Raw genomic sequence first — 23,196 nt, forward strand, 5'->3', positions numbered from 1 at the left:
GACGATTTTGTTATTATTTGCATAAGCTGCTAAAAGCCGGCAAGATACCGGATGTACCGGTCTTTATCGACAGTCCGTTGGCTATTTCGGCCACTGACATTTTTTTACACAACCCGCAGGAATACGACAGTGAAGCCTATGACCTGTATTGCCGGGAGCATGATAACCCCCTGCGGCTGCCACAACTCGTCTTTACCCGGACAGCTGAGGAATCGAAAACTATCAACAGTCTTGAGCAACCGGCCATCATTATTTCGGCCAGCGGCATGGCGGACGCGGGCCGCATTCTACACCACTTAAAACATAATTTATGGCGGCCGGAAGCCAGTGTCCTATTGGTAGGCTACCAGGCCCAGGGCAGCTTGGGGCGACGACTGTTGGACGGCGCCAAACGGGTAAAAATTCTCGGCGAAGAAATTAGTGTTAAGGCGAAAATTTATAACCTGGACGGTTTTTCAGCCCATGCTGACCAAGAGCAGCTATTGACTTGGTTATCCCACTTTGAGAACAAGCCAGCTCAGGTTTTTGTCGTTCACGGTGAGCGTGACGCAGCTGAACCGTTCGCGGCGCTTATGGCCGAAAGACTAGGCTTTGCGGCTACTATCCCGGGTTACGGGGATGCGGCAGTCATATCCGGTAGAGAATGGCATCTGGAAAAATCGCAGATTCTTGTTGTCGACCCTGCCCTGCAGCAATTTCACGACTACCTCGCCCAGCTGGAGAGCATTTATGCTGCCTATCGTCTGCGGCTGGAACGGATGGTGGCCGCCGATGCCGGCAAATTACCGGAAATTATTCGGCAGCTGGAGAAAATCAACGCTTTTGTCAAAAAAACGTTGGGTGATCTATAAGGAATATCAGCCGTTAATAATTGACAGGCAGGCTATCGCATAATATATTGATATGTATTGACACTAAGGATGCAGTTAAGAAAGGCATCCTTTTTGCTTTACCCAGAGGAGGACTAGCTAAAATGCAACGCACAGACTTGCGCAATATTGCCATTATTGCTCATGTTGACCACGGCAAGACGACGCTGGTTGACGCCATGCTAAAACAGAGCGGCATCTTTCGGGCAAACGAACAAGTAGCCGAACGTGTTCTCGACTCAAATGAACTGGAACGGGAACGGGGTATTACTATTCTTGCGAAAAACACGGCTATTACATATAAGGGAATTAAAATTAATATTGTCGATACCCCCGGTCACGCCGATTTCGGAGGAGAGGTGGAGCGTGTCCTTAACATGGTGGACGGGGTACTGCTGCTGGTAGACGCTTTTGAAGGCCCCATGCCCCAGACAAAATATGTGCTGCGCAAAGCGTTGGCGCAAAAACTTAAACCGATTGTGGTCATTAACAAAATTGACCGGCCCGATCGGCGTATTGATGACGTTCTCGATGAAGTGCTGGAGCTGTTTATTGAATTGGAAGCAAACGACGAGCAGCTTGATTTTCCTGTCGTTTACACCTCGGCCCGTTCCGGGGTGGCGAAACTTAATATGGATGATGAAGGTACGAATTTGGAGCCGTTGTTTGACCTTTTAGTCAAGACCATACCCGCTCCCGCCGGTGATATTGACGGTCCTCTGCAAATCATGGTGACAACTTTGGATTATGATGACTATGTGGGACGCATTGCCATCGGGCGGGTCATGCGTGGCCGTGTGGTTAGCGGGCAAACGGTATCGCTAATTAACGGCGATACGGAAAAGAAAGCCAAAATCAGCCGCTTATATGTGTATGAGGGGCTTAAGCGGTTGGAGGTGAAAGAGGCGGCGCTGGGGGATATTGTAGCCATTACCGGTCTGGAAGGAATAAATATCGGTGATACCATCGCCGACCCTGAATGCCCGGAAGCGCTGCCATCCATCAGTATTGACGAACCAACCTTGTCCATGATGTTCAGCGTCAATACCAGTCCTTTTGCCGGCAAGGAAGGTCAATTCGTTACTTCCCGCCATCTGCGGGACCGCTTGTTCCGCGAGGCCGAGACCAATGTCAGTTTGCGGGTAACGGAAACGGACAGTCCTGATACCTTTGAAGTAGCCGGACGGGGCGAGCTGCATCTTTCCATCCTGATTGAGACGATGCGGCGGGAAGGCTACGAGTTTCAGGTAGGTAAGCCGAAAGTTATATACAAAACCATCAACGGGCAGCTTTGCGAGCCGATGGAGTTTTTGACCATTGACGTACCGCAGGAGTATATGGGGCCGGTCATGGAAGCGCTAGGTACCCGCAGGGCGGAACTTGTCAACATGGTCGAACTGGCTGGCTATCTTCGCATGGAATTTGTCATTCCGGCCCGAGGCTTGATCGGGTTTCGATCAGAGCTTTTGACTAGCACTAAGGGCCATGGCATTATGCACCATGTTTTTCATGGCTATGCTCCGTATAAAGGCGATATTCCCGGACGGACGAGAGGGGCGTTGGTAGCTTTTGAAGACGGGGAAACGACCGCCTACGGCATATATAGTCTCCAGGACCGCGGCGTTATGTTCGTTGTTCCCGGGCAAGCCGTGTACCAGGGGATGATTGTGGGAGAAAATGCGCGGGAAATGGATATGGACGTCAATCCGTGCAAAAAGAAGCATGTAACCAATATGCGCTCCAGTTCGGCCGATGAGGCCATCCGTTTAACGCCGCCGCGGATCCTCAGTCTGGAACAGGCCTTGGAATATATCAATGACGATGAATTGGTAGAAGTAACCCCCCGGAATATTCGTTTGCGCAAAGCCATTCTCGATCGCCATGAGCGGGCGAAAGCACGGAAAAACAGCAGTTTAGGGGCCTAAAGACCAAAAAGAAAGGAGGGGGGCGACGTGCTGTCCGGCGAAGCGATGGCCGTACTTAAAGCCCGATATCTACGGGAAGGAGAAACGCCGGAAAAAATGTTTTGGCGGGTAGCCGAGTATGTCGCCGAAGCGGAAGCCTTGTATGGCGGGGATAGACAGGCGGCTTGTCAGGAATATTACGCCATAATGGCCGGACTTGAGTTTTTGCCTAACTCGCCGGCGCTTATGAACGCCGGGCGCAAGCAGGCGCAAATGGCTGCTTGTTTTGTCCTGCCGGTTGATGATTCGCTGGGCGATATCTTTGATACTTTAAAGCACGCCGCATTGATCCATCAGAGCGGCGGTGGCACCGGTTTTTCTTTTTCGCGTCTCCGCCCCAAGGGCGACCGAATTGCCGGCACAAATGGCAAGGCAAGCGGTCCGGTTTCATTTCTGCATGTGTATGATGCCGCCACCGAGGTAGTGCGGCAGGGCGCCGTACGGCGGGGAGCCAATATGGCGGTGCTGCGGGTTGACCATCCTGATATTGAGGAGTTCATTACCGCCAAACGGGATCGTACTGTGTTAAATAATTTCAACCTTTCGGTGGGTATTACGGATGCATTTATGGTAGCGGTAGCGCAGGATCGTTCCTTTGCCCTCGTGCATCCCCGCACCGGCCGTACCGTCCGCCAAGTTTCGGCGCGGCGCCTATTCGATCTGATGGCGGCAATGGCCTGGGAAAATGGTGAGCCGGGCCTGTTTTTCCTGGACACCGTTAATCGGGCTAACCCAACACCGCATTTAGGCAATTTTGAGGCGCCCAACCCTTGCTCCGAGCAGCCTCTGCTGCCTTATGAGTCTTGTGTTTTAGGTTCGGTTAACCTCGCCAAGATGGTGGCGGCCGACGGGCAGCACCTTGATTATGACCGGCTGAGCGTTGTCGTTCGTCGGGCAGTCCGGTTTTTGGATAATATTATTGACCGGAATTGGTATCCTTTGCCGGCTGTGGCGGAAGCAACGCTGCGTACCCGGAAAATTGGCTTAGGAATCATGGGGCTGGCCGACCTTTTCATCATGCTTGACATTCCTTACGGTAGTAAACAAGCGGTGCTGCTGACGGCGGATATCATGCGGTTTATTACCGCCGAAGCCCGCCGGGAGTCAGCAAGATTGGCAGCGGAGCGGGGTCCTTTTCCTGCCTATCCTGGCAGTATTTATGAGAGCAGCATAGGGCCTGTCCGCAATGCCACTGTTACTACTATTGCCCCGACGGGGACGATCAGTATCATTGCTAACTGTTCGAGCGGCATTGAGCCGTTGTTTGCCCTTGCCTTTTCCCGACATGTGCTTGGCGGGCAAGTGCTAGCAAGCATTAATCCGACCGTGCTTGCCTACCTGGATAAACGCGGCCTGTTGACAACTGACGTTGAAAAAACAATCAAGCATCAGGGAAGCGTAAGGAATACTGGACTGCCTTATCATGTCAAACAAGTGCTTGCCACCGCTCATGAAATCCGTCCCATATGGCATGTGGCCCAATTGGCCGCCGCCCAGCGATATACTGATAACGCCGTGTCAAAAACGGTTAACCTGCCGCATAAGGCCATGCCGCACGATGTGGCACGCATTTTTTCTCTGGCATATCGCAGTGGCTGCAAAGGTGTCACCGTATACCGCGATGGCAGCCGTGATCAGCAAGTGCTGGTGCAGGGAGTTGCGGCAAATTGCTCCCTTTGTCAGGAGTGAGCGGCCATTTGCATAAAAAACAAAAAATGTCGCTTGTTAGCAGGAAAAATAATAGAGGTGTCGAATTTTTACCAAAAAATGGCGATGATTTAGGATGGGGGGCGATAATATGGCTCAGGGATTAATCGAAAGATTGACCAATTTTCTTATGCCGGTAGAGGAAGTTCCGCAGGATGCACCGACTTCGGCGGCTGAACGGCGGGCTCACTTGCGCCTGCATAAGCTGGCTAATTTGAAGATTATCGCCGCTTCACCCCAGACTTTTGATGATATTCGCTTTTATGCTGATTATTTACAAGCCAATTATGCCGTAATCATTAATATGGAGAAGGTGGATGCAAAAGTTCGCCAACGTATTACTGATTTTTTAAACGGGGTCGCATATGTCACCGGCAGCAGCGCCGAGCGGGTGTCAGACGAGATAATCCTCTATGTACCGCCTTTTGTCGAAGTAGTTAAAGAACTATACGCTTATACCATTCCCACCTATGTTAAACGGCCTTTTGAAGGAAAACAGTAGCGGAGGAACGCAGCAGCTTATAGCAAGTATGACCTTAGGTAAAAGACAAGCATGCAGGACGGTGTCTTGCATGCTTTTTCTATATTACACGGCGCCATGGTAAATTCGTCGATATTAAAGTTGAGAAGGAGAGCGTGCATAAGCCCCAGTGCGTGAACAACGGCGGTAACGCGGCGTATGCATAGGCTGGTAGCTTTTTGGTAATATTTAGCGCTGGAGTGAATATCATTTACTATGGTGTTATGCAATAACAATCCTTCAGCGAGGTGTGGCGGAATGCGTGTTTTTGAAGAAAAAACCAGCAGGTTCGGCTCGTTAATCAGTTTAATTACCTTGTCCGCTCTGCTGATCCTGTTTTCGGCGGCGTTACCTGAATTTCTGGCATCAACAGCCGGCAGGTTGTTCGTTGTTGTTTGGGCGCTGACTGCGATTATAATGTTTGTGGCTCATGCCCGGCGTATCGCGCCCCAGCGGCGACCGTACATGGCCTACCTTGCTACGGGCCGGAAGGATGTGCGGACGCGGCGGCAAGAACGTTTCGCCAGGGCGATGCGAGGCTAAAATAGAGTAGCTTCCTACTTAGACCGGCGCATAGAAAAACCAAGAGTCACTGCCTGCTTCCGACCTGCTCTTCAACAGGATTCGACGCCCTTTTTCACGAATAAAATTTTTAGATTTGAATAGCGGGAGTAGGAAAAATGAGTTTTGTTCACCTGCATGTACATACAGAATATAGTCTGTTGGACGGCGCCAGTCGGATTAAGCATCTTGTTTGCCGGGCCAAAGAGCTGGGTATGCCAGCGTTAGCTATCACCGATCACGGCAATATGTACGGCGTTATTGATTTTTATAAACAAGCTCGGGCTGCAGGGATAAAGCCGATTATCGGCTGTGAAGTCTATGTTGCGCCCCGGTCCCGGTGGGAAAAAACCGCCGTCGAGGGTGAAGCATATTATCACCTTGTCCTGCTTGCCGAAACCGATCAGGGTTACCGTAATCTCATCGAACTGGTTTCACGGGCCAATAGCGAGGGATTTTACTACAAACCCCGCGTCGACAAGGAACTATTGCGTACTTATAGCACAGGGCTAATTTGTTTAAGCGGCTGTATTGCCGGAGAGATTCCCGCTCTTCTTCTTAAGGGCGATTTTGAGGGGGCCGAGGCGCTAGCTCATGAATACCGGGATATTTTTGGCCCGCGTAACTTTTTCCTGGAGCTTCAAGATCATAATCTGCCCGAGCAAAAACAGGTCAATGCCCAGCTGGCGCTTTTGGCGGATAAGCTGGGGCTAGGCCTGGTAGCCACTAATGACATTCACTATGTAGATAAAGGCGATGCTGAATGTCATGATGTTTTGCTTTGTATCCAGACCGGGAAAACAGTGGACGATTCCGGCCGAATGCGGTTTCCCAACAATGAATTTTATCTCAAAAGTCCGGCCGAAATGGCCGCGCTGTTTGGCTGGCGACCTGACGCCATTACCAATACGCTCGTCATTGCGGAGCGCTGTCAGGTTAGTATTGAATTTGGCAAGCTCCATCTGCCGGAGTTTCCCGTACCGGCCGGGCTGACGGCCGACGAATATCTGCGCCGGTTGTGCTTCGAACGGTTGCCCCGGCGCTATCCGACAGGAACGGCACAAGCAACGGAGCGGCTGGAATACGAGTTAGCGGTTATTCAAAAAATGGGTTATTCCAGCTACTTTCTAATTGTCTGGGACTTTGTCAACTTCGCCCGTAGCCGGGATATTCCGGTAGGGCCGGGGCGGGGCTCGGCGGCCGGCAGCATCGTATCCTATTTGCTGGGTATTACCAATATCGACCCTTTAAAGTATGGACTGTTATTTGAGCGGTTTTTAAACCCCGAGCGGGTAACGATGCCTGATATTGATATTGATTTTTGCTACGAGCGGCGGGGGCAAATTATTGATTATGTGGCGAAACGCTATGGCGCCGATCATGTGGCCCAAATTATTACTTTTGGTACCATGGCGGCGAGGGCTGCCGTGCGTGATGTCGGGCGGGCGCTTAATCTTCCTTACGGAGAAGTGGATCGTATTGCCAAATTGATACCGACTGAGCTGGGGACAACCTTACAGCGGGCGTTGGAAGTCAGCACTGAACTGAGGGAACTTTATGAAACCGACGACAAAGTGCGCAAACTTCTAGATCTCGCCATGGCCGTGGAAGGCCTGCCGCGCCACGCCTCCACTCATGCCGCAGGATTAGTTATTGCTAAGGAAAAGCTCACGCAGTATGTACCGCTGCAAAATTCCACCGAAGGTTTTGTCACAACCCAGTATGACAAAGACCGGGTGGAGGAAATCGGTCTATTAAAAATGGATTTGCTTGGCCTTCGCACTTTGACGGTTATTGGCGATACGCTTGAACTGGTGCGGAAAAGTCGGGGCATCCGCTTGGATATTGACGCCATCCCCCTAGATGATGCGAAAACCTGCCAACTCCTCGCTAATGGTGAGACGCTGGGCGTTTTTCAGATGGAGTCGGCCGGAATGACTAACCTGGTAAAAGAGTTAAAGCCGGAACGGTTTGACGACTTAATTCCATTGGTGGCCTTGTACCGGCCTGGTCCGCTTGGCAGCGGCATGGTGGCCGATTTTATCGCCGGCCGGCACGGGAAAAAAGAAGTTCAATACCCTCATCCGCTGCTGGAACCTATCCTTAAGGAAACGTTTGGCGTTATCCTTTATCAGGAGCAGGTTATGCAGATCGCTTCCGTTATGGCCGGCTTTACGCTTGGACAGGCTGACCTCTTGCGCCGGGCCATGGGGAAAAAGAAGCATGAGGTACTGGAAGCGCAGCGGGACAATTTTATGCGCGGCGCGGCCGAACGGGGCATTGACAGCGCTACGGCCGCTAATATCTTTGAGCTCATGGCTCATTTTGCTGATTACGGTTTTAATAAATCGCACAGCGCTGCGTATGCGCTGGTTGCTTATCAAACGGCATACCTGAAAGCCCATTACCCCCAAGAATTCATGGCCGCACTATTGACCAGTGTCATGGGGGCCAACGAGAAGGTAGGATTATATATTGAAGAATGCCGGCGGCTGGGTATTCCTGTCTTGCCACCTGACATTAACGCCAGCCGGGAAAACTTTACCGTGGATGGCCAGGCCATCCGCTTCGGGCTTGCCGGCGTAAAAAACGTTGGCGATGCGGCTATTGCCAACATTATTGCCGCCCGTGACAGCGGCGGCAAATTTACTTCTCTTGTTGACTTTTGTACTCGCGTGGACATGCGGACCGTGAACAAGCGAGTCATTGAAAGTCTAATAAAATGCGGTGCCTTTGACTCGCTGGGCTGGCGGCGGTCCCAATTGTTGGCTATTTTGGACCAGGCCGTAGAAGCAGCCGCCAGTCGGCAGCGAGACCTTGCTTCCGGTCAAATGGGGTTATTTAGCGACGAAACCGTTAATTCGGCCGATGACATTGTTCCGCCGCCGCTGGAAGAGTTGCCTAAGGAACAATTGCTGGCCATGGAAAAAGAAATGACCGGTTTTTATGTAACCGGTCATCCGCTGGATAAATATCGTGATCAATTAAACAACTATACAAAAATCGATGAGCTTATGCAGTATGCGGACGGGCAGACAGTTTGCATTGCCGGTCTCATCGCCGGCGCCAAGCGCATCACTACCAAAGGGGGCGAGATGATGTGTTTCGCTACCTTGGAGGATTTCACCAATCAGGTGGAAGTGGTTATATTCCCGCGCGTTTTCGAAAAGTACGGCAAACTGTTGTACCCGGACGCGCCGATAAGTGTGATTGGCCGGGTTGCCCATAACGAAGAAGGCGTCAAGGTGCTGGCCGAAGCTATTGCATCGCTAGCTGCCGCTCCGCGGGAGGTGCGGATTAAGATTCTGAAGCGGCAGGAAACAAGCCGCACCTTAGAGCTTTTAAAGGAAGTCTTTCGCAAACACCCTGGTTCCACAACCGTTTACCTGCATCTCGTAGACAGCCGGCGGGTTATCCGCACCGAGCGGCAATTTTGGATTGAACCGTCGCCGGCAGCGATAGAAGCTCTTGAAAACTTACTGGGCAAAGGTTCGGTTATGGTTGTTTAAAAACCAATGCCAACATCGCCGCGCCTTCGCGCACATATTGTTTCGTCGTCAGATAAGCATTGTTAGCCATGGGAGCCGGCGCGCCGCTGGCTTCCATGCCCAGATTATGGGCGATGACCAGGGCGCGGCGGATATGTGAAGCATTGGATACGATAATCGCTCGCTGCAGGCCATGTTCGCGCATGATGGCTAGTGAATTGGCGAGATTCTGTTGGGTATTGAACGACTTGTCTTCCAATAAAATGCGGTCGGCAGGTACACCATGCGCGATTAGGTAGTTACGCATGGCAGCTGCTTCGCTTATTACTTCATCGCAGCCTTGGGCACCGCTGACAATAATGAAAGGAGCGTACCCGGCCTGATAGAGCTTCGCGGCCTCATCCAGGCGCAAGCGAAGCATGGTGCTGGGCTCGTGGCCGATGAGTTTGGCGCCAAGAACAATTATGACATCGCCCGGCTCTGGTTTGGCAAGTTGGCCGACGGCAATAATGGGTACCTCTACTGCCAGGAACAATATCAGGACAAGAAAGAGCAAATACTTGCGCAATTGTTTGCTTTGGAGCATAGGTGGCCTCCACTGCTGTTTTTATATAGCACATATATTATACTACTTTTCCCTGTTGATGGTAACGCGGACGTATGAGGCGGAACACCGCAAAACACTCATCTTTCAAGCTCGAGGGGTAATCGCGCGGGTTGAAATTTTTTGCTTTAGCAGGACATTGATAATTAGTCGGAGAATTCAAAAAAGCGATGTTCGTTTTGTTGTTTTATCGAAGTTTATGCAGATGCCCGCATAACTTAATTACCAATGTTACCTTGTGGCATATTTGGTGTGCCGAGGAAAGACGGAGTGAGGCGCCGATGAAAGTTCCAAATGCTTACGACAGTTGTTACCGGGATGAAAACCTATACGCAAACTTTAACGAGCTAATAACAGAACTAGAGGCGATTATAGATTCATCATATGACGGTATTTTTATCACCGACGGGAAGGCTAACGTGCTAAGGCTTAACGCCGCCTACGAACGTATTACCGGCATCAAGGCGGCCGAAGTGGTCGGGCGGAATATGGTGGATTTGGTCCGGGAGGGGCTATATGATCAATCTGTAACATTGCTTGTCTTAGAGCAGCGCGCCCGGGTAACGATTGACCAAATTGTGAAACGGAATAATAAGCATATTCTGGTTACCGGCAATCCTGTTTTTGACAAGCGTGGCGGCATTTTCCGGGTAGTTACCAATGTCCGCGACGTTACCGACCTCAACCGGCTACAGAATCAGCTGACCAAAACCCAGGAAGAAACTTTAAAATACCAGACGGAACTTAACCATTTGCGGGCGCTTCATATCAAAGATCCTGATATTATATTCCGCAGCCGTGCGATTGCGGCGGTGGTGGAACTGGCGACCAAGGTGGCGGATGTTGATTCCACCGTTCTTATAACCGGCGAATCGGGGACAGGCAAAGAATTATTTGCTAAACTTATTCACCGGCACGGTCGGGGCGATAATCGACCGTTTATAAAAATTAACTGTGGCGCAATCCCTGAGACGTTGCTGGAATCAGAACTGTTTGGTTATGACGGCGGCGCGTTTACGGGCGCCAAGCGGGAAGGCAAGCCCGGTTTATTTGAGCTGGCTGACGGCGGAACGCTCTTTTTGGATGAAATTGGCGAAATGCCGCCGGTCCTGCAGGTCAAGCTGCTCCGCGTAATTCAGGAAAAAGCTGTCATCAGGGTAGGCGGGGTGAAGCAGAAAAGCGTCAATGTCAGGATTATTGCCGCTACCAACCGCGACCTTGCGCACATGGTTCAGCAGGGGACATTCCGGGAAGATCTTTATTATCGCCTGATGGTGGTACCGCTTCACATTCCGCCGCTGCGCGAGCGCAAAGAAGATATTCCGCTGCTTGTAAAACACTTTCTTGATAAATTTAACAAGAAATTCGGGTTTAATAAGGTCATTTTGCCTGATGTCATCGACCGACTGACGGAATATTCCTGGCCGGGTAATGTGCGCCAGCTGGAAAATATTATTGAACGTTTGGTTGTAACTACACCCGGTAATGAAATAACTGCGGACATGCTGCCGCAGCAGGTCAATGCTCGTATTCCTCTGCCCAAAACAGGGACCAAACTAAAAGAAGCGGTTGCGGCAACTGAAAAATATTTGCTAACCGAAACTTTTCGCCAATACGGCAACTGGAACAAGGTAGCGGATGTATTAGGCATTGACCGTACTACAGCCTGCCGGAAAGCGGTCAAATATGGGCTGATTAGCAAAAAACAGATTTTTTGAACTATCTTTATATTTTCAGCGCACTGTGCAAAAATGCACAGTGCGCATTTTTGCACAGGACGGATAGAACGGGGTGGCAGCTTGTTTGATAAATTATTTTGATAAATTATTTTGTGCAGTCCTGCTCAAAACCGTCTTTTCGAATTGATAGAAAAAGACCCTAAAAGCAGGACTGCTGCTATTTTTGATAATTTTAAAAATTGGCACGAGACTTGCAATTATGGACTAATAGGTTATATGACAGATTAGTTCGTGGAGGTGGTCAACGAATTTGCGACAATTTATCTTTAACAACAACATATTGATAGCCTGTTAAATTAAAAAGAAAGGATGATTATGTTTGAGTTGGTTAGAACCAATTTACAAGAGGGAATAAGGTGAACCGCAACCATATATTCCGCTAGGACCGTTTCAATTGTGGCTGCCATTTATTCACTAGAAGTTTGAAGTTGCTGATTAAGTTTTTTATTGATGTGCGCGATATGTTTGGATAGTATTCCAGTGCTTCAGGAGTATTTAGATATGCCGTTTGAAATTGCAATTACTATTGTCATCCTGAACGACTTTTACTATTTGTAGATGCCCATCTGGGCGATCCGGTCGTACCGGGCTGGATTACGCCAGCTATACCTTTGCTACTGTTGTGGTTTAAGACATTCCCGGAAGGGGGAAAGTCTCCAAAAATTTAATTGTTACTATATTTGCTAATTTGCCTTAATTTACCATTTTTGAATTGGCATAATAATAATTGCGTTAAAGAGAGTATAAACAAAAAAGTCAAAATTGCGTAGAAATTGAGGTGATGCCTGCGGCCAAGTTATGATAAGCAAGGCAATCAACAAGGCAGTAATGAATAATCGCATTGTTTAGGGGTGTATAGATTATTATGAAAATGACAAATTATCGTTGGGTGGTTGGATTATTCGGAATGTTCATAGCCTTTGTATCATATATGGACCGGGTCAATTTATCAGTAACCACTCCCATGATCATGCAAGAATTCGGTTTTAGTAAAATGGACATGGGAATGATGCAAACGGCATTCTTTCTCGCTTACGCATCTTGCCAGATTCCAGGAGGGATGCTGGCCGAATACTTTGGTCCGCGTATTGTCACTTCGCTGGCAGTAGGCTGGTGGTCGTTTTTCACCGCACTGACAGGTTTGTGTAATAGTTTCGCAACGTTTGTCGCCGCGCGCTTTGTTTTTGGTCTTGGGGAAGGTCCCATATTTCCTTCACTTAACACGGCAAACCAAAAATGGTTTCCGACTACCGAGCGAAGTAAAGCAGCTGCGATGATGTCCGCCGGTGCTTATATAGGGCCGATTTTTGGTCCGGCGATCGTTGTTGCTATTATGATGGCGTGGGGTTGGCGCGCAGTATTCTATATTTTTGGCTTGGCAGGAATACTGATTGCAGTTTGCTATTATTATCTTGTCACAGACCGTCCCAACGAAAGCCGGTTTGTTAATCGTGCAGAACTAGAGCATATTATGGAAGGTACAGAGGTAACTACTGAGAAGAAAGAGGTGGCTCCTTGGAGCACTTTTCTTACTTCTTCACAATTTTGGGCGATTGCGGGGCAATTTTTTGTCACCGATTACATCACCTACGTATTTTTGGCTTGGTTGCCAGTATACCTCATGGAAGCCCGTGGCTTTTCGTTACAGCAAATGGGGTTTGCAGCCTCTCTGCCATGGATAGCCATGACTATAGGTGTCCTTGGTACCGGTTATCTTTCTGACCGGATGCTAAAGGCAGGGATGACAAAAAATAAGGTTCGTACATTATTTGGCATATCGGGACTGGTTGTTTGTTGCGTTGCCTTAAATGCAGCAGCATATACGACCGATAAATGGATTACAGTAATGTGGTTGACTTTGGCACATGGTGGGCTAGGCCTGGTATTCGCCGCTTCATGGGCTTCCACAATTGATCTAGGGGGCAAATTTACCGGTACTGTTAGTGGTTGGATGAATTTCTGGGGTAATATTGGCGGTGTTGCGGCGCCTGTTACCGCAGCCTGGATTGCGACAAATTACGGTTGGGGTGTCGTATTAATATCTACATCGGCCTTGGCGGTAGTAGGAGCTGTGCTCTGGTTAATGGTTAAACCGGATCAGCAACTGAAAGTACCCGAAAGAGCAAGCGCTGGAGCAACTTTATAAATATCACATGAGCCCAACACAATATAGTAGTTTCTGAAGCTAGGTAGGGAGTTATCCTGCCAGAGTAATCGTCATAAGATGATTAGCCTAGCAGGCCACGGATATCATGATGTAGGGTGGTGAGTATGATGAGAGTCCTAGATAAGATGCTGGAAGGCATTACGGTGCCACGCATGTTCAAAGTAAAACAAAACTTCAATGCTGCAAAAGTTGACGATTTGGTGCAAGCATTGCATAAGGAACTAAACAAGCGAGAAATTTTGGGAAAAATCCATCCTGGAAAGCGTATCGCCATAGGAATTGGCAGTCGTGGGCTTTGCAAGATCGACCTTCTGGCAAGAGAACTGGTAAAATTCATCAAGGAACGCGGCGCAAAACCATTTATTATTCCAGCCATGGGAAGTCATGGAGGAGCAACAGCTGAAGGGCAGGCTGAAATACTTGCCAGTCTTGGAATAACTGAGGCCGCGGTAGGTTGTCCAATTGTCTCTAGCATGGACGTTGTTCAGATAGGAAATATTTCAAACGGTTTGCCGGTATATATGGACAAGCACGCAGTACAGGAAGCCGACGGAATCGTGTTCATCGCACGCATCAAGCCGCATACGGCATTTCGGAATAAATCGGAGAGCGGATTTGCGAAAATGATTGCAATTGGTTTCGGCAAACATCGCGGTGCGGCTACTTGTCATTCCTATGGTTATAGGCATATGGGAGAACATATTTTACAGATAGCCGAAGTAGCATTGAAAAATGCGCCGATTCTTTTTGCGGTAGGGACTGTGGAGAACGCATACGATGAAATCATGCATGTTACCGCGGTGCCCGCCGAAAGGTTGCTGGAGGAAGATCAACGATTGCTGCCTATCGCTATGGAAAATATTCCACGAATTCTTTTTGACAAGATAGATGTCCTTATTGTCGACAAGATTGGGAAAGAGATATCCGGTGAGGGAATGGATCCGAATGTGATCGGTCGATACGCGTCTCCATATGTTGCTAGCGCCAATTATCCAACACGGATAGGCGTTCTTGATCTGACCGAAAAAAGTCATGGCAATGCTACGGGGATTGGGACGGCGGATTATATAACCCGAAGAATATTCAACAAAATCGATTTTGAGGCAACTTATGCCAACTGCATTACGGCAGTGTTGCCAGGTGCCGCCAAGATACCTATTGTCATGAATTCAGACTACGACTTGTTCAGGGCAGCTATCCTGACAGCGGAGGTACCCGATCTGAAAAAAGTGCGGTTAGTCCGGATTGCAGATACTTTACATCTAAAGACCATTATGATTTCTGAAAACATGATAGATGAGGCCTACAAGAATCCTAATCTGACTATCTTGACGGATCCTTTAGAGTTAAAGTTTGATGCGAAAGGGAATTTGTTGGACTTGAATGGTTCATTGTAAAATGAAATGCAACAGTAGAAAAAGATAAAAAAAGACTTTCTGGGAGAAATCCGGTATATAGCGGCAAACTCAATCGCCACCAGAGTACGATTTTGCGGGAAATACGAAGAGGAGCTACAAAACAGCGACGTTCCGGCTGAACCGTACACAGTGCCTATTTTTCTGAGGTTGGGCAGGCGTTGTACGAAAAACGCCGCTTGGATTGTGTTAAAACGTTTAAAGCAGCGGCCTTTTTACAATTTGTCGAAACAAAGATTCTTAAAGAAAAGTGGTCGCACGATGCCGTAGTCGCATATATGATCGTGGAGGTGTGATGTGATGTCAAAATATAAATCAGTTAACACTGCGATTATTAACGAGTTGAAAAGCATTGTCGGAGAAAAATATGTATGGACTGATCCGGATAAATTAGAACCATATTCACATGACGAAGTTATGGAATCAAAGTATAAAAAAACTCCTGAGGTTGTTGTATTACCTAGAACCGCAGAAGAGATCTCAAAAATAGTTAAATTGGCTAATCAAGAGTTAATACCTGTTGTGCCACGTGGGGCAGGTACAGGTCTTGCTTGTGGAGCGGTGGCTTTTTATGGTGGCATTATTTTGTCAACTGAGCGTATGAATCAAATATTGGAGATAGATGAACAAAATTTGATCATGGTTACCGAGCCTGGAGTGAGAACTGTAGAAGTGCAGAAAGCTGCTAATGATAAAGGCCTCTTTTATGCTGGTGACCCTTGTAGTGGAGATAGTTCATTTATTGGTGGCAATATAGCGACAAACGCCGGTGGAAATAAAGCTGTAAAATATGGTACTACTCGACAACAGGTAGCAGGTATAGAAATTGTTACTCCTGAAGGGGATATTGTAACTCTGGGAGGTAAGTTAAAAAAAGATTCGACGGGCTATTGTTTAACTCAGTTGATTGCGGGCTCAGAAGGTACTTTAGGTATTATTACTAAAGCGTATTTAAAATTGAGTCCACTGCCTAAACACGAGATGCATTTGCTAGCGATTTTCCCAAGTGCAGAATCTGCAATAAATATTGTTCCTAAAATAATGCATTCTGGTATTATACCTACTTGCGTAGAGTTTATGGATAACAAGAGTGTACGTTGCTGTGAGGAATTTTTAGAAGAAAAATTACCACGTAGTGAGTCTGGACATTATATCATAATAACGATTGATGGGGACAATGAAACTGTATTAGAAGATCAGTGCGTTCTTATCGACGAATTATGCACAACAAATGGAGGCTATGAAGTTCTTGTTGCTGATCCTAATAAAATTTGGAAAGCAAGAAAATCATTTGCAGAAGCTGACCGTGCGCGTAGCCTCATTCTTTCCGCTGAAGACATAGTTGTTCCCCCAAGTAAAATTACTGATATTATTAAAAAGATTGATGATATCAGCAAGAAATATGATGTTAGAATTCACTGTGCAGCACACGCTGCAGATGGCAATGTGCATGCTGAAATACTAAAAGAAAATATGGATATTGAGCAATGGAATAAACTATTGCCTCTAATACAACATGAAATATATCAATATGTTTATTCATTAGGCGGGAAACTATCTGGCGAACATGGTATCGGTTATAAACGGTTAGATCTAATGGAAGAGTTTGCAAATCCAGTTGAACTAAAAATGATGAAAGCGATTAAAAGGGCGTTAGATCCTAATAATATTATGAATCCCGGCAAAATTGTAAAAGTATAAATAAGTTTATCAGCGTTGCAGCAAATTTGCTCCGAGACTATTAACGTCTAAAATATACGAAATCACCTGGCTCCCACGAAAAGAAGCTGGGTGGTACCTCTCGGAATATTTATCCGGCTATTGCTCAGATTATGTGACCGTAGTCTGATTTAACTGGGCCGCTAGGTTTGACAGTGATTTTTCCTTGGTTGAACATAAAACATTCCCTGGAGCTGAAAAGTCAAGGGTGAGCGTTCGCAAAAATGTTTAGCTTAAGCGTACCCTTGACTTTTCGGTGGAAGGGAATACAATTACAAAACCGAAAAAATCACGGCTAAATTAATTTGGCATCTGGAAGGCATCCTTCTCAAATACTTAGGCCAAGTGATAGTTTATTAGACATAATGAGTTGCTAAAATCTAAAATCTAAAATTAACAAAAACCTGTTTTGGCCATTGAAAGTGAACAAACTACTGTCAAAAAGTGTAAGCAGCAACAGTCGAGTGAGACGGTCATTTAATATTTATTTTTATGTAAAAATAATATGTATAGGTATAGTGCAATAACGAAGCAAAAAGAAAGGAGAGAAATATTATGGAATCAGTTATGTTGACAAGGAAGATCCCCAACAAGCGCTGGATGAGAATTATACCTGCTGCTGTCATTGTGTATATTTTTTCTTTCATGGATCGTACTAATTTTGGCTTTGCAATGGCAGGAGGAATGAATGAAGAGTTGGGAATTACAGCCACAATGGCTGGATTGGCGGCTGGGATATTTTTTGTTGGATATTTATTTTTGCAGTTTCCTGGTGGGCATATTGCTGAAAAAGGAGGTGCAAAGAAATTTATTGCCGTTTCAATTGTTGCATTTGGAGTATTTGCTATGGCATGTGGGTTTGCTAAGGATATATGGCAAATGATGGTTTTGCGTTTTTTACTTGGTGTTGCTGAAGGCGGTGTCTGGCCGGCTATATTGGTAATGCTTAGCCACTGGTTTCCAAATGAAGAACGTGCTCGGGCAAACGCCTTATTTACTATGTGTCTTCCGTTAGCAACAATGATTACGGGGCCAATCTCTGGCTGGATCATTGCCGCTTGGGGGTGGCGATGGGTATTTATTATCGAAGGCGCCATAACCATAGCGTTAGTTGCTATTTGGTGGCCTATGGTTTCTGACCGTCCGGAAAATGCAAAATGGCTAAGTAACGAAGAACGCGATTATCTTGTCGCTCGAATTAAGGAAGAACAACTTGCGTTTCAATCTGGCGAACCCGTTTCATATAAAAAATTGATTAGAGACATAAATTTATGGAAATTAGTAGTTGTTTATTTTTGCTATCAGGTTGGTATCTACGGATTTGCTATGTGGTTGCCAGTGATCTTAAAGTCGCTCACTAAGATGGGCATAACCTATATTGGTTTATTAACAATACTTCCTTATATTGCAGCTATGATTGGCATATATGTTTTTGGGGTACTTTCTGACAAACACATGAATAGAAAATTGTATACGGCAATTCCACTTGCTGGTTTTGCCTTGTGTTTCTATTTATCTACTCAATTTGACAACCAGGTGTGGATAGCTTACACATTCTTAATTGGCTGCGGGGTGTTTTTTGAGGCTGCTTGTGGCGTATTTTGGACGTTCCCACCCATGTTGTTTCCCAGCGAGGTAGCAGGTGGAGCACGTGGAATAATAAATGCTCTCGGGAATATGGGTGGCTTTTTCGGGCCGTTTATCGTTGGCTGGTGTGTCACTAAATTTGGTAGTACCAATATTGGAGTTTATGTTCTATCAGCATCGTTGTTAATAGGTTTTATTACAGCCTTAACTTTACCGGAAATAACTTCAACGGGAATACCAAATAATGCAAGCGTCAGCTCGAGAGACACGGGAGTGTAAAATAAAATTTGTGTAAACTCCTCTGGATAAATGCTAAATTTAAGCCAGAGGGGTAAGACCAATGGTATGTACATTCTCTAAGGAGCAACTGCGAGCTTTTATCCAAGAGAACAACCTGGTGACCGCCCAAGACGCCCAGGAAGCAGTCAAGACCTTATTCGGCCAGCTTATCCAGGAAATGCTTGAAACTGTACTCGATCATGAGCTGGGTTATAGCCGGTATAACTACCGCAACAAAAAAACAATAACTCGAGAAACGGGCATACAAAGAAAAGATCGCCTGCTTTTATTAAAGATCTCAAGGACGTTTATAAAGCGGTAAACGAAACACAAGCTTTGGCTACCATTAAAGCCCTGGAGGGCAAATGGAAAGCCCAATATGCCTTGGTGGTGAGGTTCTGGCTGAGGAACTAGGAAGAGCTTTCCACCCACTTAAGGAAATTTATGTACACCACGAACATTATGAGGCCTTTCATCATTACTATGGATGTAACGCAAGGTGCACAATTGGGGCCTAATCCTTGCTAGCTCATCATACTCTTCGGTAACCGCTATTAATTGGTTAGCAAAGCAAGGTGAATTTTTTACAACAGCGGAGATTGATATTTTAGCATTAAGTTTAAACAATCAAACTGTAGTCGAAGTGGGGGGCGGTGTAATTGGCTCTCCTTTTGAGAGAGTACAGTCGGCCCGAGGTGAGATGGAATTTATAAAAGAAAATATATGCATAGTATCGTATCCAGGTGGTCCTGGGTTGGCTTTGATTGGGATTAATGAAGAAGCGATTAAAAAATTCAAAGGGATAATAAGTAAAATTGAAAAAGAAAAACCAAAAATTGACAAAATGCTAGATTTAATTGCGGAGACGCCGGTTGCAGCTGCAATAATTATTTTAGATGGATGTGGGACAAGTGAAATGGGTGGTGGTTTATATATTAAAGAAATAAATTTAAAAAAAGTATATTATTTACCCTATGATAAGGTAAGTGGGTATTTCAATTTAGAAATATATTTACGTGGTTGTTAAGGAAAGGAGAATTAACCATGTCTACACGTAGAAAAAAAACTATGGATGGTAATACTGCGGCCGCATATGTATCTTATGCTTTTACTGATGTAGCGGCAATTTATCCAATTACGCCTTCTTCACAAATGGCAGAATTAGTTGATGAATGGTCGGCTCTTGGCCGGAAAAACATTTTTGGACAACCGGTGAGAGTAATCGAAATGCAATCCGAGGGAGGGGCAGCCGGAACACTTCATGGTTGTCTCCAGGCAGGGGCTCTTGCTACTACCTATACCGCGTCGCAGGGGCTGCTTCTTATGATTCCTAACATGTACAAAATAGCTGGCGAGTTATTGCCCGCTGTATTTCATGTAAGTGCCCGTGCATTGGCAGCTAATGCGCTAAGTATCTTTGGCGATCATCAGGATGTGATGGCCACTCGCCAGACAGGTTTCGCGCTGCTAGCATCCAGCAGTGTTCAGCAGGTCATGGATTTGGGGGCGGTAGCGCATTTAGCCGCCATTAAAGGTCGTGTACCTTTTCTTCACTTCTTCGACGGTTTCCGCACCTCCCATGAAATCCAGAAAATCGAAGTTTTGGAATATGAGGAATTAGCCAATTTGCTTGATAAAGAGGCGGTCCGGGAGTTCCGCCGGCGGGCGCTTAATCCCGACCATCCGGTGGTCCGGGGTACGACGCAAAATCCGGATATCTATTTCCAAACTCGCGAGGCGGTTAACAAATTTTACTTGGCAATTCCCGGCATTGTCGAGCACTATATGAACGAAATTAACAAACTTACTGGACGCAATTATCAACTGTTCAACTACTATGGCGTTCCCGACGCTGAACGTATTATTGTTGCTATGGGTTCAGGCTGTGATGCCATTAGGGAAACCATTGACTACTTAAATGCTCGTGACGAAAAAGTTGGACTTGTTGAAGTCCATCTTTATCGCCCCTTTTCTATCGAACATTTCCTGCGGGTTGTTCCGCCTACCGTCCGCAAAATCGCCGTTCTCGACCGGACCAAAGAACCGGGGGCAGCCGGCGAACCCCTGTATCTGGATGTCAAAAACGCCTTTTACGGCTGCGCCGAAACGCCAGTTATTGTCGGCGGACGCTATGGACTGGGCTCGAAAGACTTCACTCCGGCGCATATAGCCGCAGTTTATGAAAACCTCAAACAGGAAAAACCGCGCAACGCTTTTACTGTCAGCATTACTGACGACGTGACCTTTACCTCCCTGCCGGAATACCCGCAAACCATCAATACCACTCCGCCGGGGACCGTTTGCTGCAAATTCTGGGGAATGGGCTCGGACGGCACGGTAAGCGCCAACAAAAGCGCCATTAAAATCATCGGTGATCACACTGACCTGTACGTTCAGGCCTACTTTGCCTATGACGCAAGAAAATCAGGCGGCCTAACCATCTCTCACCTACGTTTCGGGCAGCAGCCCATTCAGTCTTCCTACCTTATCACCAATGCCGACTTCATCGCTTGCCACAACCAGGCGTACGTCAACCAGTATGATATACTGGCTGGGTTGAAACCAGGCGGCAAATTCCTGCTCAACTGTCAGTGGCAGATGCACGACCTAGAAAAGAATCTTCCCGCCGCCATGAAACGCTATCTCGCGGCAAACAATATTCAGTTTTACACTATCAACGCGATAGATATTGCCAAAGAACTGGGGCTCGGCGGACGCATAAATATGATCATGCAGGCAGCCTTTTTCAAATTGGTCGACATTATCCCCGTGGAAGATGCTATCCACTACCTCAAAGAATCCGTCATCGAAGCTTACGGTAAACAAGGACAGGCTATCATTGATATGAATTTTGCCGCTATCGAGCGAGGCGTCCGGGAACTGTGCCGAATTGAGGTGCCTGCAAGCTGGCAATACGCCGAGGATGAAGCGGACAACAGCGGCAAAAAACTACCGGAATTCATCGCAAAAGTCGTGGTACCCATGAACCGTCAGGAAGGCGACAAGCTCCCGGTCAGCACATTCAACGGCCGGGAAGACGGCACTTTCCCGCTGGGGATCACAGCCTGGGAAAAACGGGGCATAGCCATCGAAGTACCAGTATGGCAGGCTGATAAATGCATCCAGTGTAACCAATGCTCGTTTGTCTGCCCGCATGCGGTCATCCGGCCGTTGTTGATCAACAGCGATGAACTAAAAAATGCTCCATCTGGTTTTACCACTAAAGAAGCGATAGGTTATCCGGGCCTGTTCTTCCACCTGGCGATTTCTGCTTTGGACTGCACTGGTTGTGGCAATTGTGTTGATGTCTGCCCGGCGAAGGAAAAGGCGCTGATTATGAAACCCTTGGCGGATGTTCGACCGATTTCCGAAGAATGGTGGAATTACTCTTGCAGCATTTCACCCAAACCAATTCCCGCAGCTCAGAAAGTTACCGTCAAAGGCAGTCAATTTGCCCAGCCGCTGCAGGAATTCTCCGGTGCTTGCGCTGGTTGTGGTGAAACGCCTTACGCAAAGCTTATCACACAGCTTTTCGGCGACCGCATGATGATAGCCAATGCGGCCGGCTGTTCAACTGTCTGGGGTGCCTCTGCTCCCTCCATATCCTACACCACCAACCATCGCGGCTTCGGGCCGGCCTGGGGCTTTTCCCTGTTCGAAGACAACGCCGAGTATGGGTTCGGCATGCACATGGGAGTGCAGCAAGTCCGCAGAACCCTCGCGGAACAAGTAAAGGAAGCACTTGGCAAAGACATCGGCCCCAACCTGAGGGATGCCCTGGCCGACTGGCTGGCTCATATGGACGAGGGGACCGGCACGCGGGAACGGGCTGATCGCCTGATCGCGGCCTTGGAAGCGGAAAAAGGAAGTGACCCCCTCTTGAATGCTATCTACGAGCAAAAGGATTTCTTTGTTAAACGGTCGCAGTGGATATTCGGCGGCGACGGCTGGGCGTATGATATCGGCTTTGGTGGTCTCGATCACGTGTTGGCAGCCGGGGAAGACGTCAATGTTCTTGTCTTCGACACCGAGGTTTACTCCAACACTGGCGGACAATCGTCCAAGGCTACACCGGCGGCGGCGGTCGCTCAGTTCGCTGCTAGCGGGAAGAAAACGCGCAAAAAAGACCTGGGACTAATGGCGATGTCCTATGGTTATGTCTATGTGGCGCAAATTGCCATGGGCGCGGATAAAAACCAGGCCATCAAGGCTATTGTCGAAGCGGAAGCTTATCCTGGTCCGTCACTTATCATCGCTTATGCTCCTTGCGTAAATCATGGTATTAAGGGCGGAATGGGCAAAAGCCAGGCTCAGGCCAAAAGAGCGGTGGAGGCAGGCTATTGGGTGCTTTACCGCTATAACCCGCAGCTTAAAGCAGCAGGCAAAAATCCGTTTATTCTGGACTCCAAAGAACCGACTGCCAGTTTCCAGGACTTTCTCAAGAGCGAAGTCCGGTATTCAGCGCTTTTAAGGCAATTCCCCGAGGCGGCGCAGGAACTTTTCGCCAAGGCAGAGCAGGATGCCAAGGAAAGGCTGGAAATGTATAAGCGGTTGGCAGCACAATGACGGAACGCATC

Annotated in this window: 15 protein-coding genes; 14 read left to right on the top strand and 1 reads right to left on the bottom strand. The window is 47.5% G+C overall.

Translation table 11 applies throughout. The features are described from left to right. The 6 genes from TCARDRAFT_RS04980 to TCARDRAFT_RS05005 all read left to right on the top strand — a co-directional run. Positions 1-851 (top strand): beta-CASP domain protein (locus tag TCARDRAFT_RS04980; RefSeq protein ID WP_007288926.1); only part of this gene is annotated, 851 nt, incomplete at its 5' end. Between the two features lie 122 nt (positions 852-973). Beyond that, entirely contained in the window at positions 974-2,794 is a 1,821-nt protein-coding gene (gene typA / locus TCARDRAFT_RS04985) for a translational GTPase TypA (RefSeq protein WP_007288927.1), read from the top strand. Positions 2,795-2,821: 27 nt separating this feature from the next. After that, positions 2,822-4,522, top strand: coding sequence for an adenosylcobalamin-dependent ribonucleoside-diphosphate reductase (locus TCARDRAFT_RS04990; protein ID WP_007288928.1), 1,701 nt, complete (start codon positions 2,822-2,824; stop codon positions 4,520-4,522). A gap of 109 nt (positions 4,523-4,631) precedes the next feature. Further along, positions 4,632-5,042 (top strand): cell division protein SepF, encoded by a 411-nt coding sequence (sepF, locus tag TCARDRAFT_RS04995; protein WP_007288929.1) that lies wholly within the window; start codon positions 4,632-4,634, stop codon positions 5,040-5,042. A 276-nt stretch (positions 5,043-5,318) separates the two neighbouring features. Continuing rightward, positions 5,319-5,603 carry a hypothetical protein gene (locus TCARDRAFT_RS05000; RefSeq protein ID WP_040683076.1) on the top strand — a complete coding sequence of 95 codons (285 nt, stop codon included), beginning with the start codon at positions 5,319-5,321 and terminating at the stop codon, positions 5,601-5,603. A 137-nt stretch (positions 5,604-5,740) separates the two neighbouring features. Beyond that, positions 5,741-9,130 (top strand): DNA polymerase III subunit alpha, encoded by a 3,390-nt coding sequence (locus TCARDRAFT_RS05005; RefSeq protein WP_007288931.1) that lies wholly within the window; start codon positions 5,741-5,743, stop codon positions 9,128-9,130. Here the strand turns inward: TCARDRAFT_RS05005 and TCARDRAFT_RS05010 are convergent. Continuing rightward, the gene (locus tag TCARDRAFT_RS05010; protein WP_007288930.1) at positions 9,117-9,695 is read right to left on the bottom strand and encodes a YdcF family protein; all 579 of its coding nucleotides are present in this window, start codon (positions 9,693-9,695) and stop codon (positions 9,117-9,119) included. The genes TCARDRAFT_RS05005 and TCARDRAFT_RS05010 overlap by 14 nt on opposite strands. Positions 9,696-9,994: 299 nt before the next feature. Between TCARDRAFT_RS05010 and TCARDRAFT_RS05015 the strand changes: the two genes are divergently transcribed. The 8 genes from TCARDRAFT_RS05015 (at position 9,995) to nifJ (ending at position 23,185) form a co-directional block, all read left to right on the top strand. Next, positions 9,995-11,431, top strand: a complete 1,437-nt coding sequence (locus tag TCARDRAFT_RS05015; protein WP_007288932.1) for a sigma-54 interaction domain-containing protein — start codon at positions 9,995-9,997, stop codon at positions 11,429-11,431. 886 nt (positions 11,432-12,317) lie between these two features. Continuing rightward, positions 12,318-13,598 carry an MFS transporter gene (locus tag TCARDRAFT_RS05020; RefSeq protein ID WP_007288933.1) on the top strand — a complete coding sequence of 427 codons (1,281 nt, stop codon included), beginning with the start codon at positions 12,318-12,320 and terminating at the stop codon, positions 13,596-13,598. Positions 13,599-13,723: 125 nt separating this feature from the next. Next, positions 13,724-15,016, top strand: a complete 1,293-nt coding sequence (locus TCARDRAFT_RS05025) for a nickel pincer cofactor-dependent isomerase, group 22 (RefSeq protein WP_007288934.1) — start codon at positions 13,724-13,726, stop codon at positions 15,014-15,016. A 318-nt stretch (positions 15,017-15,334) separates the two neighbouring features. Continuing rightward, on the top strand, positions 15,335-16,735 hold the full coding sequence (locus tag TCARDRAFT_RS05030) for an FAD-binding oxidoreductase (protein WP_007288935.1): 1,401 nt from the start codon (positions 15,335-15,337) through the stop codon (positions 16,733-16,735). A 573-nt stretch (positions 16,736-17,308) separates the two neighbouring features. Next, positions 17,309-18,619 (top strand): MFS transporter, encoded by a 1,311-nt coding sequence (locus tag TCARDRAFT_RS05035; protein ID WP_007288936.1) that lies wholly within the window; start codon positions 17,309-17,311, stop codon positions 18,617-18,619. A 61-nt stretch (positions 18,620-18,680) separates the two neighbouring features. Next, on the top strand, positions 18,681-18,941 hold the full coding sequence (locus TCARDRAFT_RS05040) for a hypothetical protein (protein ID WP_007289060.1): 261 nt from the start codon (positions 18,681-18,683) through the stop codon (positions 18,939-18,941). Between the two features lie 177 nt (positions 18,942-19,118). Continuing rightward, positions 19,119-19,646 carry a hypothetical protein gene (locus TCARDRAFT_RS05045; RefSeq protein ID WP_007288937.1) on the top strand — a complete coding sequence of 176 codons (528 nt, stop codon included), beginning with the start codon at positions 19,119-19,121 and terminating at the stop codon, positions 19,644-19,646. Between the two features lie 17 nt (positions 19,647-19,663). Beyond that, a complete protein-coding gene (gene nifJ / locus TCARDRAFT_RS05050; protein WP_007288938.1) occupies positions 19,664-23,185 on the top strand; it encodes a pyruvate:ferredoxin (flavodoxin) oxidoreductase in 3,522 nt (1,173 codons plus the stop codon). Positions 23,186-23,196: the final 11 nt, after the last annotated feature.

Origin of the sequence: Thermosinus carboxydivorans Nor1, assembly GCF_000169155.1 — a bacterium.
In the GTDB taxonomy this organism is placed as follows: domain Bacteria; phylum Bacillota; class Negativicutes; order Sporomusales; family Thermosinaceae; genus Thermosinus; species Thermosinus carboxydivorans.

Bases quoted from the DNA above. Each gene is read 5' to 3' on its own strand.
- typA (WP_007288927.1), top strand. From the start codon at position 974: ATGCAACGCACAGACTTGCGCAATATTGCCATTATTGCTCATGTTGAC.
- TCARDRAFT_RS05010 (WP_007288930.1), bottom strand. From the start codon at position 9,695: ATGCTCCAAAGCAAACAATTGCGCAAGTATTTGCTCTTTCTTGTCCTG.
- TCARDRAFT_RS05005 (WP_007288931.1), top strand. From the start codon at position 5,741: ATGAGTTTTGTTCACCTGCATGTACATACAGAATATAGTCTGTTGGAC.
- TCARDRAFT_RS05000 (WP_040683076.1), top strand. From the start codon at position 5,319: ATGCGTGTTTTTGAAGAAAAAACCAGCAGGTTCGGCTCGTTAATCAGT.
- nifJ (WP_007288938.1), top strand. From the start codon at position 19,664: ATGTCTACACGTAGAAAAAAAACTATGGATGGTAATACTGCGGCCGCA.
- sepF (WP_007288929.1), top strand. From the start codon at position 4,632: ATGGCTCAGGGATTAATCGAAAGATTGACCAATTTTCTTATGCCGGTA.
- TCARDRAFT_RS05020 (WP_007288933.1), top strand. From the start codon at position 12,318: ATGAAAATGACAAATTATCGTTGGGTGGTTGGATTATTCGGAATGTTC.
- TCARDRAFT_RS05025 (WP_007288934.1), top strand. From the start codon at position 13,724: ATGATGAGAGTCCTAGATAAGATGCTGGAAGGCATTACGGTGCCACGC.
- TCARDRAFT_RS05035 (WP_007288936.1), top strand. From the start codon at position 17,309: ATGGAATCAGTTATGTTGACAAGGAAGATCCCCAACAAGCGCTGGATG.
- TCARDRAFT_RS05040 (WP_007289060.1), top strand. From the start codon at position 18,681: ATGGTATGTACATTCTCTAAGGAGCAACTGCGAGCTTTTATCCAAGAG.
- TCARDRAFT_RS05015 (WP_007288932.1), top strand. From the start codon at position 9,995: ATGAAAGTTCCAAATGCTTACGACAGTTGTTACCGGGATGAAAACCTA.
- TCARDRAFT_RS05030 (WP_007288935.1), top strand. From the start codon at position 15,335: ATGTCAAAATATAAATCAGTTAACACTGCGATTATTAACGAGTTGAAA.